This is a genomic window from Amycolatopsis silviterrae, assembly GCF_042684085.1.
Taxonomy (GTDB): Bacteria; Actinomycetota; Actinomycetes; order Mycobacteriales; family Pseudonocardiaceae; genus Amycolatopsis; species Amycolatopsis silviterrae.
In genome coordinates this window covers 125,965-139,972 of record NZ_JBHUKS010000014.1, presented here as the reverse complement: position 1 = coordinate 139,972, position 14,008 = coordinate 125,965, and the positions used below count along the sequence as shown (strand labels likewise).

Here is a 14,008-nt window from a genome sequence, read left to right as displayed (position 1 = left end):
GTCAGCCAATCCCTGGAATGTGGCGCACGATCAGGTCGATCACCCAGATCCCGAGGAACGGGCTCACGATGCCGCCGAGGCCGTAGACGAGCAGGTTGCGGCGCAGCAGCGCGGACGCCGACGACGGCCGGTACCGCACGCCGCGCAGGGCGAGCGGGATCAGCCCGACGATGATCAGCGCGTTGAAGATGACCGCGGACAGGATGGCCGACTTCGGCGTCGCCAGGTGCATGATGTTGAGCGCGCCGAGCTGGGCGAAGATGCCGGTGAACATCGCCGGCAGGATGGCGAAGTACTTCGCCAGGTCGTTCGCCACGCTGAACGTGGTGAGCGCGCCCCGGGTGATCAGCAGCTGCTTGCCGATCCCGACGATCTCGATCAGCTTCGTCGGGTTCGAGTCGAGGTCGACCATGTTGCCGGCCTCTTTCGCCGCCATGGTCCCGGTGTTCATCGCCACGCCGACGTCGGACTGCGCGAGCGCGGGCGCGTCGTTCGTGCCGTCGCCGGTCATCGCGACGAGCCTGCCGCCCTCCTGCTCCTTCTGGATGAGCGCCATCTTGTCCTCGGGCTTGGCCTCGGCGAGATAGTCGTCGACGCCCGCGTCCTCGGCGATGGCCTTCGCGGTGAGCGGGTTGTCGCCGGTGATCATCACCGTCTTGATGCCCATCGAGCGCAGTTCCTCGAAGCGCTCCTTCATGCCCGGCTTCACCACGTCCGACAGCCGGATCACGCCGCACACAGTCGCCGTGCCGCCGGCCGCTTCCGCGACCACCAGCGGGGTCCCGCCCTGCTGGCTGATCTCGTCCACGACTCGTTCGGTCTCGTCCGGCACGTCGCCGCCGTGATCGCGCACCCACTGGCGCACCGCCGACGTCGCGCCCTTGCGGACCTCGCGGCCGTCGAGGTCGACGCCGCTCATCCGGGTCTGCGCGGTGAACGGCACGAACTCGGCGAGCTTCTCGCTGTCGTCCGGCGCACCGGGCAGCCCGTGCTGCTCGGCGATCAGCTCGACGATGCTGCGGCCTTCCGGCGTCCCGTCGGCGAGGCTGGACAGCCGGGCCGCGCGCGCCAGGTCGTCCACAGTGGACTTGCCGACCGGGATCAGCTCGGTCGCGCGCCGGTTGCCGAAGGTGATCGTGCCGGTCTTGTCCAGCAGCAGCGTCGACACGTCCCCGGCGGCTTCGACCGCGCGGCCGGAGGTGGCGAGCACGTTGCGCTGCACCAGCCGGTCCATCCCGGCGATGCCGATCGCGCTCAGCAGCGCGCCGATCGTGGTCGGGATCAGGCAGACCAGCAGCGCGGTCAGCACGATCACCGACTGCTCGCTGCCGGAGTAGGCGGCCATCGGCTGCAGCGCCACGACGGCGAGCAGGAAGATGATGGTCAGCGTCGACAGCAGGATGGTCAGCGCGATCTCGTTCGGCGTCTTCTGCCGGGAAGCGCCTTCCACCAACGCGATCATCCGGTCCACAAAGGACTCGCCGGGCTTGGTGCTGATCCGCACCACGATCCGGTCGCTCAGCACCGTGGTGCCGCCGGTGACCGCCGACCGGTCGCCGCCGGACTCCCGGATCACCGGGGCCGACTCGCCGGTGATGGCCGATTCGTCGACCGTGGCGATGCCCTCGACGACGTCGCCGTCGCCCGGGATCACCTGGCCTGCCTCGACCACCACGCGGTCGCCGACGCGCAGGTCCACGCCGGGCACCTGCTCCTCGGAGCCGTCCTCGGTGAGCCGCCGCGCGACAGTCTCCTTCTTGGTCCGCCGCAAGGATTCCGCCTGTGCCTTGCCGCGCCCTTCGGCGACCGCCTCGGCCAGGTTCGCGAACACGACGGTGAACCACAGCCACACCGCGATGAGGATCGAGAACACGCTCGGGTCGGTGATCGCGAAGACAGTGGTCAGGACCGAACCGGCCCACACCACGAACATCACCGGGTTTTTGAGCTGGTGGCGCGGGTTCAGCTTGCGCAGCGCGTCCGGCATGGACGACCACAGCTGCTTCGGGCTGAACACGCCCGCGCCGACGCGGCCAGCGTTTTCTACGTGGTGCTGCGTCTCCTCTTCGGGAGTCCGCTCCTGGGTGATGGTCATGCCAACGCCTCTGCAATCGGCCCCAGCGCGAGCGCCGGGATGAACGTGAGAGCCGCGACGAGGACGACGGTGCCGGTCAGCAGCGTCCCGAACAGCGGCCCGGTGGTGGGCAGCGTGCCCGACGTTTCGGGGACTTTCTTCTGCGAGGCGAGCGAACCCGCCAGGCAGAGCACCGCGACGATGGGCACGAACCGGCCGATCAGCATGGCCACCGACAGCGACGACTGGAACCAGTCGCTAGTCGCGGTGAGGCCGCCGAAGGCACTGCCGTTGTTGTTGCCCGCGGACGTGTAGCCGTAGAGGACTTCGGACAGCCCGTGCGGGCCCGAGTTCGCGAGCGCGTCTCGCGTGCTCGGGATCATCAAGGCGATGCCGGACCCGAGCAGCACCACGACGGGCATCGCCAGCATCGAGATCGCCGCGCAGGTGACCTCGCGCTTGCCGAGCTTCTTGCCCAGGTACTCCGGCGTCCGGCCGACCATCAGCCCGGCCAGGAACATCGCGATCACGGCCATCACGAGGATGCCGTACAGCCCGGTGCCGACACCGCCCGGCGAAACCTCGCCGAAGAGCATGTTGAGCATCGTGCCCCCGCCGCCGAGGCCGGAGAGGCTGTCGTGCGCGCCGTTCACCGCGCCGGTCGAAGTGCCGGTGGTGGTGTCGGCGAACAACGACGTCCCGCCGATGCCGAACCGCTGTTCCTTGCCTTCGAGATTCGCTCCCGCGGCCAGTGCGGACGGGCTGTTCGTGCGCGCCTCGGACGTCCAGATCACCGCGAGCATCGCGGTCCACAGCCCGGCCATCACCGACAGCAGGACGTAGCCCTGCTTGCGGTTGCCCACGAGCTGCCCGAAGGCGCGGGTGAGGCAGACCGGGATCACCAGGATCAGGAACATCTCGATGACGTTGGTCCAGACGTTCGGGTTCTCGAACGGATGCGCGGAGTTGGCGTTGAAGATGCCGCCGCCGTTCGTGCCGAGTTCCTTGATCACTTCCTGGCTCGCCGCCGGAGCCAGCGCGATCGTGCTGCCGCTGCCGTCCGGGTTCGTCACCGCGACACCGGAACGGAGGCTCTGCACCACGCCGAGCGCCACGAGGACGATCGCGAACACGAACGCCATCGGCAGCAGCACGCGGATCGTGCCGCGGGTCAGGTCGACCCAGAAGTTGCCGAGCCGGTCGGTGCGCGAGCGGACGAACCCGCGCGTCACCGCGATCGCCACGGCGAGCCCGACGCCCGCGGACAGGAAGTTCTGCACGGTGAGCCCGGCCATCTGGACGAAGTGGCCCATGGTCGTCTCGGGCGTGTAGGACTGCCAGTTCGTGTTGGTCACGAACGAAACCGCGGTGTTGAACGCGACGGCGGGCGACACCGGGCCGCGGCCGAAGTTCCACGGCAGGATCGACTGCAGGCGCTGCAGCAGGTACAGCAGGATCACCGAGACGAACGAGAAGCCGAGCACGCCGGAGGCGTAGGTCTTCCAGTGCTGCTCGGTGTTCGGGTCGACCCGGACGACCTTGTACAGGGCCTTCTCGACCCGCAGGTGCTTCTCGGTCGAGAAGACGCGGGCGAGGTAGTCGCCGAGGGGTTTGTAGACCACCGCGAGGGCGACCAGGAGCACGCCGGCTTGCAGGAAGCCGGCCGCGACGTCACTCATCTCAGAATTTCTCCGGCCTCACGAGGGCGACGAACAGGTAGCCGAGGAGGCCAAGCGCCAGCAGTCCGCCGACGATGTTGGCCACGGTGCCCGCGCCGCTCACAGCTTCTCCAGCCCGCGCAGGACACCGGCGAGCACTACGAAAACGCCGATGAGCAATAGGGCGTACAGCAAATCCGCCACGAGGCACCTCTCAGGAAGGGTCACCCGGCACGGGGTGACCGTCGGTCGAGAGCCACTGTGCGGTCGTCGCGGAGCGTAAGCACCCGCGTCTGACGCCTCCTTGACGCCGCGACCTGGGGGCGTTTACGGGATCTTGACGGCCGGTGACCCGGGCCACTACGTCGAGCGCCCATCGGGGTCTCCAGGGCAGTTGACTGTCCGTAGTTGGTGGGTGACTTGCGGCACAACGCGTAGCGGATCAAGGACAGAGAGTGCAATTCGGGCAGACAAGGATCGGGGGTTCGTGTTACACCTGAGTAACCAATAGTTGTATCAGCTAACTAACTAACTTCCGGGAGGTCTCGCATGTGCGGAATCGCGGGCTGGGTTTCCTACGACACCGATCTCACGCAGCAGCAGGAGATCGCGGACGCGATGACCGAAACCATGGCCTGCCGCGGACCCGACGACCGGGGCACGTGGGTCCGCCGCTCGGTCGCGCTCGGCCATCGCCGGCTCGCCATCATCGACCTGCCGGGCGGACGGCAGCCGATGAGCGTCAAGACGCCGAACGGCGAGGTCGCGATGGTCTACAGCGGGGAGGCCTACAACTTCTCCGAACTCCGTGAAGAACTCACGAAGCTGGGCCACCGCTGGGAGACCGACAGCGACACCGAGGTCGTGCTGCACGGGTACCTGCAGTGGGGCACCGAGGTCGTGGACCACCTCAACGGCATGTACGCGTTCGCGATCTGGGACGAGCGCGACCAGAAGCTCGTGATGATCCGCGACCGGATGGGCATCAAGCCGTTCTACTACTACCCCACCCGCGACGGCGTCCTGTTCGGTTCCGAGCCGAAGGCGATCCTGGCGAACCCGTTGGCGCGCAAGGTGGTCGACAGCGACGGCCTGCGCGAGCTGATGGGCTTCACGAAGCGTCCGGGCTGGTCGCTGTGGAAGGGCATGTACGAGGTCGACCCGGCCACCGTCGTCACCGTGACCCGTGAGGGCATCAACACCCGCACGTACTGGAAGCTCGACGCGAAGCAGCACACCGACGACCAGGAGACGACGGTCGAGCGCGTGCGCGAGCTGATGACCGACATCGTCAACCGGCAGCTGATCGCCGATGTGCCGCGCTGTGTGCTGCTGTCCGGCGGGCTCGACTCCAGCGCCGTCACCGGCCTGGCCGCCGCCCGGCTGGCCGAGGAGGGCGAGCAGCTGCGGACGTTCTCGGTCGACTTCTTCGGGCAGGAGGAGAACTTCCAGCCCGACGAAATGCGCGACACCCCCGACTCGCCCTACATCCGCGACGTCGCCAAGCTCGTCGGTTCCGCGCACCAGGACGTGATGCTGAACCCGGCGGACTTGAGCGACCCCGAGATCCGCCGGAAGGTGCTGCGCGCCCGCGACATCCCGTCCGGGCTCGGCGACATGGACACGTCGCTGTACTTGCTGTTCAAGGCGATCCGCGGCGAATCGACGGTCGCGCTGTCCGGCGAATCGGCCGACGAGGTGTTCGGCGGGTACCGCTGGTTCCACGACGAGGCGGCGGTCAGCGCGGACACCTTCCCGTGGCTGGCGTTCCGCAACAGCCTGATGGAGAACCGGGCCTCGCTGCTCGAACCGGGCCTGGCGAAGAAGCTCGACGTGGATTCGTACGTCGCCGACCAGTACCGCACCGCGGTGTCCGAAGTGGACTTGCTGGACGGCGAATCCGAGCGGGACTCCCGGATGCGGGTCATCTGCAACCTGCACCTGACCCGCTTCGTGCGGCAGCTGCTCGACCGCAAGGACCGCATGTCGATGGCGGTGGGCCTGGAGGTGCGCGTGCCGTTCTGCGACCACCGGCTCGTCGAGTACGTCTACAACACGCCGTGGTCGCTGAAGACCTACGACGGCCGGGAGAAGAGCCTGCTGCGGCACGCGACCAAGCACGTGCTGCCCGCGTCGGTGCGGGACCGGGTGAAGAGCCCGTATCCGTCCACTCAGGACCCGGGCTACGCGATCGCGCTGCAGCAGCAGCTCAAGGAAGCCTTGGCGCAGAAGGACAACCCGATGTTCCAGATGGTCGGCCGGGAGTGGCTGCAGCAGTCGGCGGAGACCGACCCGGCGGCGATCAGCCCGACCCAGCGGGCCGGCATGGACCGTGCTCTGGACCTGCACCACTGGTTCGACATGTACTCGCCGGAACTGGAACTCGACTGACCTTCCGCCCGCACCGTCCCAATGCCGCATTGAGGTTTTCTCGGTAGCGGGTGCGGTCTCGATGTCCGTGAGGGGAACCCTGGGGGACTCTGAGTCCCTCAGGGTTCCCCTCACGGACTTCCGCCGGAGCCGGGCCGCGCGAACCCGGCGGCGCGCGGGGTTTTCCGCCCGGCCAGCGGCTCCGGTAGGCGAGGCGAAGGTCCGCGAGCGGTCAGAGTTCCAGGTGCGCGTCGATCTCCGCGCCGTGCACGTCCAGTTCCGCGCCCGTTCCGCTCAGCAGCCGCCGGGCCGCCGCATTGTCCACTGTGGTCGTCGCGACGAACTTCGCCGCGCCGCCGTCGCGGGCCGCGTCCAGCAGCACCGCGGTCACCTTCCGGCCGATCCCGCGGCCGCGCGCCGAACGGCCGAGCCACACCCCGGCCTCGACCTCCAGCGCGGACCGTCCCGAGACCGGCCGCAGCCGGGCCGCTCCGCGGACCTCGCCGTCGACCTCCACGACCCACGTCGTCTCGATGGCCGTGTCCGGGTTGAGGGATCGTCGGCGGTGAAACGCGAGAAACGCTTCGCGGCGGGCTTCTGTCCAGCCGGCCGGGCCTTCCACCGGCGGCATGACCTCGGCCGGTTCAGCGTCGGCCACCGCGGCCGCCAAAAGCCGCTCAAGCCCCGGCTCGTCGAGCGGGATCAGCACGATCTCGGATTCTCCGGATCCAGGCACGCCCCGCAGCTTGGCATGCGAAGCCGCCGAGCGCTACCCGTTCGGCCCAGTCGTTACCACGGAACGGGCTTGCCGAAGCGGTCGAGGAACTGCAGCCCCGGCTCGCCCGCCCGCGCTTCGAGCACGTCGACGACCGCGGGGATGCTTTCCTCGGGCAGCAACGGCGCGTCCGGCCCGCCGAGCCGCGTCCGGTTGTGACCGGGGTCGATGAGCAGTTTCGTCCGCCCGTCACTCTCCTGCCGGGTGGCGTAGCTGCGCATGAGCTGGTTGAGCGCAGCCTTGCTCGCCTTGTACAGCTCGTATCCGGGTTCGGTGTTCATCGAGATGCTGCCCTGCTCGGACGACATCACCGCGACCGTCCCGCCCGGCTTGACCAGATCGTGCAGTCCTTCGAGGACTTTCAACGGGCTCAACGCGTTGGTGATCATCACCTCGGCGAACATCGCCGCCGGCACTTCGCCGATCGGCAGGTTCCCCTGATTGATCGCCGCGTTCACGAAAAGCAGATCGAGCGGACCGTCCACTCTGCCGCGCAGCGCCGCGATCTGCGCGTCGTCAGTCATCTCCAGCTGCTCTGTCCGCATCCCTTCCCTGTGCACCGTCCCGTTCCGGGTGGTCGCGATGACCTCCCACCCGCGCCGGTCCAGCTCGGTGACCAGCACCAACCCCAGCCCCCGCGAAGCTCCGACCACCAATGCCCGGCGTTGCGCCATGGCCGCTCCCTTGCCTAGACGAGACGTCACGTCTAGACAGTAGCACGGTAAGGTGTCCGGCATGCCCGCCGTGAATTCCCAGCCCCGCAGGGCACGCTCCGGCAACCGGCGCGACGAGGCCGCTCGCGTCGCCGTGCTCCACGCCGCCGACGACCTGCTGGTCGAGCACGGCTTCGGCGCGCTGACCGTCGAAGCGATCGCCCGCCGCGCCGGGGTCGCGAAGCAGACGATCTACCGCTGGTGGCCGTCCAAGGTCGAAATCCTGCTGGACACGCTCATCGAGGACACCGCGAAACGCCTGCCCGTCCCCACGGAACTGCCGACAGCCAGCGGCATTCGCGCGTATCTGCGCGACTTCGCGGACTTCCTCGCCGCGGACCCGGCCGGCAAATGCCTGCTGACGCTCCTGGCCGAAGCCCAGCACGACCCGGGCACCGCGGCGAGCTTCCACGAGCGTTACCTGGAACCGCGCCGGATCGCCGAAATCGAGATGCTGACCAGGGCGACCGAGGCGGGCGAGGTATCTCCGGTGCTGGGCCCGGAGGCCACAATGGACGCTTTGCTCGGGCCGATCGTCTACTGTGCACTGACCGGGGTGGCGGTGCCGCGGGATTTGGTGGATACGTTGGCGGAGAACATTCTTCGCCCGCGCGCCTGACTTACCGCCGCACCTCGGCGACCCGCACCGGACGGTTCTCCCGCCGCGAAACCTCGCACGCCTCGGCGATGTAGAACGCCTCCAGCGCGTCCGCCGCCCCGGCTGGCGAGGGGGTCCGCCCGGCGGCCACATCCAGGAACGTCCGCAGCTCAGCGGCATAGGCCGGACGGAACCGTTCCATGAACCCGGGATACGCAGGTCCCGGCAATGGCGTGAAGCCGGGCTCCACTGACCGCAACGGGGCCTGATCGTCCAAGCCCACCACCGCATTCCCCAGCGAACCAAGCGCCTCGAAGCGGACATCATAGCCCGCGCCGTTGTAGCGCGTCAGCGAAACCGTCGCGAGGGTGCCGTCGTCGAGAGTCATCGCCACCGCCGCGGTGTCGACGTCTCCGGCATCCGCGAAGAACTGCTCGCCCTTGTTGCGTCCCACCGCGAATACTTCCTCGACCTCCCGGCCGGTCACCCAGCGGAGGATGTCGAAGTCGTGCACCCCGCAGTCCCGGAACAAGCCGCCGGAATGCGCGATATAGGCCGCAGGCGGCGGTGCCGGGTCCAAAGTGGTCGCCCGGACACTGTGCAGCCAGCCCAATTTCCCGCTCTCCACCGCGGCCCGCGCGGCTTGGTAGCCCGCGTCGAACCGGCGCTGGAAACCGATCTGCACCGGTACGTCCGAGTCCGCGATCCGGTCGATCACCGCGAGCGTGCCGGGGATGTCCGCGGCGACCGGCTTTTCGCAGAACACCGGCACCCGTGCGTCGACCGCCTGGATGATCAGCTCGGGATGCGCGTCGGTGGCCGCTGCGATCACCAAACCGTCGAGGCCCGCCTGGAACAACGCGTCGATGCCCTCGGCCGCCTCCACGCCCAGGTTCGCCGCCACTGCCTGCGCCCGTGCCGGATCCACGTCCGCGACGACCACCGACGTGACCTCGTCAAAGCCCGCGAGCGTTTCCGCGTGCGCGGCCCCGATCCGTCCGGCCCCTGCCAGTCCCAACCTCATCGCTGTGCCTCCCCTGAGTTCGGCCCCGTGGTCTCCCGCACGACCAGGGACGGATGAAGCAGATGCCGCACCGGTTCGGTGCGTTCACCCCGTACCCGTTCCAATAACGCGTCGAAGGCCAGCCGGGCCATTTCGGCGCGCGGCTGGTCCACTGTGGTCAGTGAGATGTGCCGGAGAGAAGCCAGCGACGTGTTGTCGTAGCCGACCACCGAAACGTCCTCCGGCACCCGCAAACCGTGTTCCTCAAGCGCCGAGATCGCGCCGACGGCGTTGAAGTCGTTGCCCGCCAGCAGCGCCGTCGGCCTCGGCGAATACGAGGACAGCAGCTCCTGCACGGCTTTCTCGCCCGCGGTGTCGGTGTGTTCGCTGCGCACCACGATCGGCTCCAGCCCGTGCGACCGCATCGCCTGCCGGAAGCCTCGCCGCCGTGCCGCGGCACCCGCCGCTCCGCCGCCGTCGAGGTGCGCGATCCGGCGATGCCCCAGCTGTACCAGGTGCTCGACCGCCAACGCCGCGCCAGCCTCGCCGTCGTCGTTCACGGTGTCCACTGAGGACAGTCGAGAAGTACGCGACACCAGCACTACCGGACACTGCCGCGCCGCGGCCTCGATCGCAGCGGCCGGAACCACCGGCGACAACAGCACCACGCCAGCCGGACGGAACGACAGCAGACTGCGCAGCGCCGCGCCTTCCCGCGAAGGCATTCGGCCGCCGGTGTTGAGAATCAGGTCGAAACCGGCCGCCTGAGCAGCGGCGTCCAGCCCTTCCACCACATCGGCGAAGAACGCGTTGCGCAGGTCGTTCACCATCACGCCGAGCACCGTGGAGGTCCGGCTCGCGAGAGACCGGGCCATGACGTGCGGCGAATAACCCAGCTCCTCAGCCGCTTTCACCACGGCCGCGCGCCGCCGCGCCGACACGTTCGGCGCGTTGCGCATCACGAGCGACACCAGCGCACGAGAGACGCCGGCGCGCGCGGCGACGTCCTCCATCGTGGGCTTCCCCATCTGAAAACCTCCCCGGAGAAGCGCTTGACGCGACGGTCCGGACGCTACAAGCTTAGAGCGCTCTAATCAAGGCGTGTCCCCCGACCGGAGAGGGATCCATGACCGCGAAGATCCGCGTCGCCGCCGCCCCGATCTCGTGGGGAGTCTGCGAGGTGCCCGGTTGGGGCCGGGTGCTCGACGCCCCGTCGGTACTCGGCGAGATGGCCGAACTAGGCGTCACCGCAACGGAATTGGGCCCGCCGGGCTATCTCCCGCGCGAACCGGCCGAGCTGAAAGCGCTTCTGGAAAGCCACCGGCTCGAACTCGTCGGCGGCTTCCTCGCCGTGCCGCTGCACGAAAATCCGGCCGCTGCGATCGCCGAAGCAGAAGAATCAGCCGCACTCTTCGCTGCCTGCGGCGGCGGAATGCTCGTGCTCGCCGCAGCGACCGGCCTTGACGGTTACGACGAACGGCCCGCACTCACCGCCGCCGAATGGTCCACTTTGGTCCGCACCGCGGGCAAGATCCGTGACGTGGCCGCGAAACACGGGCTGCAAACCGTGCTGCACCCCCACGTCGGCACCCACGTCGAAACCGAGGCCGAGGTCGAACGCTTCCTCGCCGACTCCGATCTCCAGCTCTGCCTGGACACCGGCCACCTGCTGATCGGCGGCGCCGACCCGGTCGCGCTCGCGCAACGGCACCCGCGGCGGATCGGCCACTTGCATCTCAAGGACGTCCGCGGCGAGCTGGCCGAAGCCGTCCGGGCGGGCAAGCTGCCGTACGCCGAAGCGGTCGGCAAGGGTCTCTACGTACCGCTCGGCAAGGGCGACGTGGACCTCGAAGCCATGGTCCGCTCCGTCGCCGAAGCGGGCTACGACGGCTGGTACGTGCTGGAACAGGACACCGCGCTGAGCGACGACAGCCCAGTCGACCGCCCCGGCCAGGACGTTGCGGCCAGTCTTTCGTACCTACGGAACATCACCGGCTGACAAGCGAGGAGAGACAACGATGTCCCATCGCTGGAAGCGCGCCGGCCGCGCAGTGGCGAGCCTGCTGGCCGCGGGCTGGCTGCTGGCCGCGTGCACCGGGCCGGCCGCCGAACCGAAGACGACCGCGCCCGCCGCCGCTCCGGCGCCGTCCGGGCCGCTGAAGGTTTCGGTGATCACGCACGGCACCGCGGGCGACGCGTTCTGGAACGTGGTGAAGAACGGTGCCGAAAAGGCGGGCAAAGACCTTGGCGTGCAAGTGGAATACACCTCGGATGGCGATCCGGGCGCACAGGCGAAGCTGATCGACAACGCGGTCGCACAGCGGACCGGCGGGCTCGTGGTGTCGATGGCGAACCCGGAAGCACTGCGTCCGTCCATTGAGGCCGCAGTGCGGGCCGGAATCCCGGTGATCACCATCAATTCCGGCGAGGACAAGAGCGCGGCGTACGGCGCGCTCACGCACGTCGGGCAGAACGAGTCGATCGCCGGCGAGGAAGCCGGGAAGAAGTTCAAGGACCTCGGCAAGCACAAGCTGCTGTGCGTGATCCACGAGGCGGGGAACGTCGGGCAGGCGCAGCGCTGCGACGGCGCGAAGACCGGGTTCGCCGGTGCCGTCCAGACGCTGCAGGTGGACATCTCCAACCCGACCGACGCCGAGTCGCGCATCCGCGGCGCGGTCCAGACCGACTCGTCGATCGACGCGGTCCTCACGCTGAACTCGCAGGTCGCCGCCCGTGCGGTGAGCGCGGTCAAGTCGGTGGGGTCGAAGGCGCAGGTCGCCACGTTCGACCTCAACTCCGACGTCGTCGCCGCGATCAAGGCGGGCGACGTGCTGTTCGCGGTCGACCAGCAGCAGTACGAACAGGGCTATCTCCCGGTGCAGTTCCTGAAGCTGTACCGGGACAACGCGAACGTCGTCGGCGGCGGCAAACCGGTGCTCACCGGACCCGATCTGGTCGACAAATCCACAGTGGACAAGGTCGGCCAGTACGTGCAAAGGGGCACCCGATGACGACCCTCGACGAACGGCTGGCGAAGCCGCGGCTGACCGACCGGCTGGTGGTGCGCCCGGAGATCGGCGCGCTGCTCGGCGCGGTCGTGGTGTTCCTGTTCTTCACCTTCGTGACCGACGAGTTCTTCAGCGCCGGCGGAGCCGCGACCTGGCTGGACGACGCGGCGACGCTGGGCATCATGGCGGTGGCCGTGTCGCTGCTGATGGTCGGCGGCGAGTTCGACCTGTCGGCGGGCGTGATGACCGCGTCGACGTCGCTGGTCACCGCGATCCTCGCCACGCAAGCGGGCTGGAACGTGTGGCTCGCGCTGCTCGTCTCGCTGGCGTTCGCGCTGGCGGTCGGCGCGTTCAACGGCTGGCTCGTGATGAAAACCGGGCTGCCGAGCTTCATCGTCACCCTCGGCACTTTCCTTGCCCTGCAAGGCTTGAACCTCGGCGTCACCCGGCTGGTCACCGGCACCGTGCAGGTTTCGGGCATGCGCTCGACCGACGGTTACGCGTCCGCCGGGTTCGTCTTCGCCTCCACTGTGGACATCGGCGGCACCCCGTTCCAGATCTCCATCGTCTGGTGGCTCGGCGCGATCGCGGTGGCCGCGTGGCTGCTCGTGCGGACGCGTTTCGGCAACTGGATCTTCGCGGTCGGCGGGTCCGCCCCGAGCGCCCGCTCGGTCGGCGTTCCGGTGGTGCGCACCAAGATCCTGCTGTTCATGGGCACCGCGCTGGCCGGATGGCTGGTCGGCTCGATCAACATCCTGCGGTTCGCGAGCGTGCAGGCGAACCAGGGCATCGGGCTGGAATTCCAGTACATCATCGCCGCGGTGATCGGCGGCTGCCTGCTGACCGGCGGATTCGGCTCGGCCGTCGGCGCGGCGATCGGCGCGCTGATCTTCGGCATGGCGCGCCAGGGCATCGTGTTCGCCGGCTGGGACAACGACTGGTTCATGCTGTTCCTCGGGATCATGCTGCTGGCGGCGGTCCTGGTCAACAACGCACTGCGGCGGCGCGCGGAAAGGGTCCGGCGATGAACGCTCTCCTCGAAGTGAAGAACGTCGGCAAGCGGTACGGCACCGTGGTCGCGCTGCGCGAAGTGTCCACAGTGGTCAACGCGGGCGAAGTCACCTGCGTGCTGGGCGACAACGGCGCGGGAAAGTCCACTTTGATCAAGATCCTCGCCGGCGTGCATCAGCACGACGAAGGCGAGTTTCTGGTCGAGGGGGCACCGGTGCGGTTCGCGTCGCCTCGCGAAGCGCTGGACCGCGGAATCGCCACGGTGTACCAGGATCTCGCGGTCGTGCCGCTGATGAGCGTGTGGCGCAACTTCTTCCTCGGCTCCGAACCGACCGTCGGCTTCGGCCCGTTCCGTGCGCTGGACCGGCGCAAAGGCCGCGAGCTGACGAAGAAGGCGCTCGCCGAGATGGGCATCGACCTGCGGGATGTCGAACAACCGGTCGGCACCCTGTCCGGCGGCGAACGGCAGTGCGTGGCGATCGCGCGTGCGGTCCACTTTGGCGCGAAGGTGCTGATCCTCGACGAGCCGACCGCCGCGCTGGGCGTGAAGCAGGCCGGGGTGGTGCTGAAGTACGTGGCCCAGGCCCGCGACCGGGGCCTGGGCGTCGTCCTGATCACGCACAACCCGCACCACGCGTATCCGGTGGCCGACCGCTTCCTGCTGCTCAAACGCGGCGCGGCACTCGGGTCTTATGAGAAGGCGGAGATCGAGTTGACCGAGCTGACCCGGCAGATGGCGGGTGGGGCAGAGCTAGAGGCGCTGGAGCACGAGTTGCGGTCGTGAGTGGCAATCACGGT

13 protein-coding genes are annotated in these 14,008 nt (G+C 68.6%); 6 read left to right on the top strand and 7 right to left on the bottom strand.

The window, feature by feature from the left end; all coding sequences use genetic code 11:
• Nucleotide 1: 1 nt before the first annotated feature.
• The 3 genes from kdpB to kdpF are packed head-to-tail and all read right to left on the bottom strand — an operon-like array spanning nt 2 to nt 3,856.
• Nucleotides 2-2,095 carry a potassium-transporting ATPase subunit KdpB gene (gene kdpB, locus ACFSVL_RS19710; RefSeq protein ID WP_378306157.1) on the bottom strand — a complete coding sequence of 698 codons (2,094 nt, stop codon included), beginning with the start codon at nt 2,093-2,095 and terminating at the stop codon, nt 2-4.
• Complete coding sequence (gene kdpA / locus ACFSVL_RS19705) at nt 2,092-3,753, bottom strand: potassium-transporting ATPase subunit KdpA (RefSeq protein ID WP_378306155.1); 1,662 nt, start codon at nt 3,751-3,753, stop codon at nt 2,092-2,094. Before kdpA ends, kdpB begins: the two co-directional genes overlap by 4 nt.
• A 1-nt stretch (nt 3,754) precedes the next feature.
• A complete protein-coding gene (gene kdpF, locus ACFSVL_RS19700; protein ID WP_037358287.1) occupies nt 3,755-3,856 on the bottom strand; it encodes a K(+)-transporting ATPase subunit F in 102 nt (33 codons plus the stop codon).
• A 425-nt stretch (nt 3,857-4,281) separates the two neighbouring features.
• Between kdpF and asnB the strand changes: the two genes are divergently transcribed.
• On the top strand, nt 4,282-6,123 hold the full coding sequence (asnB, locus tag ACFSVL_RS19695) for an asparagine synthase (glutamine-hydrolyzing) (RefSeq protein ID WP_378306153.1): 1,842 nt from the start codon (nt 4,282-4,284) through the stop codon (nt 6,121-6,123).
• Between the two features lie 211 nt (nt 6,124-6,334).
• On the opposite strand, the gene ACFSVL_RS19690 is transcribed toward asnB, so the two are convergent.
• Together ACFSVL_RS19690 and ACFSVL_RS19685 are read right to left on the bottom strand one after the other, a co-directional pair.
• The gene (locus ACFSVL_RS19690; protein WP_378306151.1) at nt 6,335-6,838 is read right to left on the bottom strand and encodes a GNAT family N-acetyltransferase; all 504 of its coding nucleotides are present in this window, start codon (nt 6,836-6,838) and stop codon (nt 6,335-6,337) included.
• Nucleotides 6,839-6,891: 53 nt separating this feature from the next.
• The gene (locus ACFSVL_RS19685; protein WP_378306499.1) at nt 6,892-7,551 is read right to left on the bottom strand and encodes an SDR family NAD(P)-dependent oxidoreductase; all 660 of its coding nucleotides are present in this window, start codon (nt 7,549-7,551) and stop codon (nt 6,892-6,894) included.
• Nucleotides 7,552-7,612: 61 nt separating this feature from the next.
• Here ACFSVL_RS19685 and ACFSVL_RS19680 point away from each other — a divergent pair, with 61 nt between their 5' ends.
• Entirely contained in the window at nt 7,613-8,209 is a 597-nt protein-coding gene (locus ACFSVL_RS19680) for a TetR/AcrR family transcriptional regulator (RefSeq protein ID WP_378306149.1), read from the top strand.
• Nucleotide 8,210: 1 nt separating this feature from the next.
• On the opposite strand, the gene ACFSVL_RS19675 is transcribed toward ACFSVL_RS19680, so the two are convergent.
• Nucleotides 8,211-9,212 (bottom strand): Gfo/Idh/MocA family protein, encoded by a 1,002-nt coding sequence (locus ACFSVL_RS19675; protein ID WP_378306147.1) that lies wholly within the window; start codon nt 9,210-9,212, stop codon nt 8,211-8,213.
• On the bottom strand, nt 9,209-10,219 hold the full coding sequence (locus tag ACFSVL_RS19670; RefSeq protein ID WP_378306146.1) for a LacI family DNA-binding transcriptional regulator: 1,011 nt from the start codon (nt 10,217-10,219) through the stop codon (nt 9,209-9,211). The genes ACFSVL_RS19675 and ACFSVL_RS19670 overlap by 4 nt, the downstream gene beginning before the upstream one ends.
• A 98-nt stretch (nt 10,220-10,317) precedes the next feature.
• On the opposite strand from ACFSVL_RS19670, the gene ACFSVL_RS19665 reads away from it, so the two are divergent.
• From ACFSVL_RS19665 to ACFSVL_RS19650, 4 genes are read left to right on the top strand one after another with little or no spacing between them, the layout of a single operon-like run.
• Nucleotides 10,318-11,190, top strand: a complete 873-nt coding sequence (locus tag ACFSVL_RS19665; RefSeq protein ID WP_378306144.1) for a sugar phosphate isomerase/epimerase family protein — start codon at nt 10,318-10,320, stop codon at nt 11,188-11,190.
• Between the two features lie 19 nt (nt 11,191-11,209).
• On the top strand, nt 11,210-12,202 hold the full coding sequence (locus tag ACFSVL_RS19660; RefSeq protein WP_378306142.1) for a sugar ABC transporter substrate-binding protein: 993 nt from the start codon (nt 11,210-11,212) through the stop codon (nt 12,200-12,202).
• A complete protein-coding gene (locus tag ACFSVL_RS19655) occupies nt 12,199-13,227 on the top strand; it encodes an ABC transporter permease (RefSeq protein WP_378306140.1) in 1,029 nt (342 codons plus the stop codon). Before ACFSVL_RS19660 ends, ACFSVL_RS19655 begins: the two co-directional genes overlap by 4 nt.
• Nucleotides 13,224-13,994, top strand: a complete 771-nt coding sequence (locus tag ACFSVL_RS19650; protein WP_378306138.1) for an ATP-binding cassette domain-containing protein — start codon at nt 13,224-13,226, stop codon at nt 13,992-13,994. Before ACFSVL_RS19655 ends, ACFSVL_RS19650 begins: the two co-directional genes overlap by 4 nt.
• Nucleotides 13,995-14,008 lie beyond the last annotated feature (14 nt).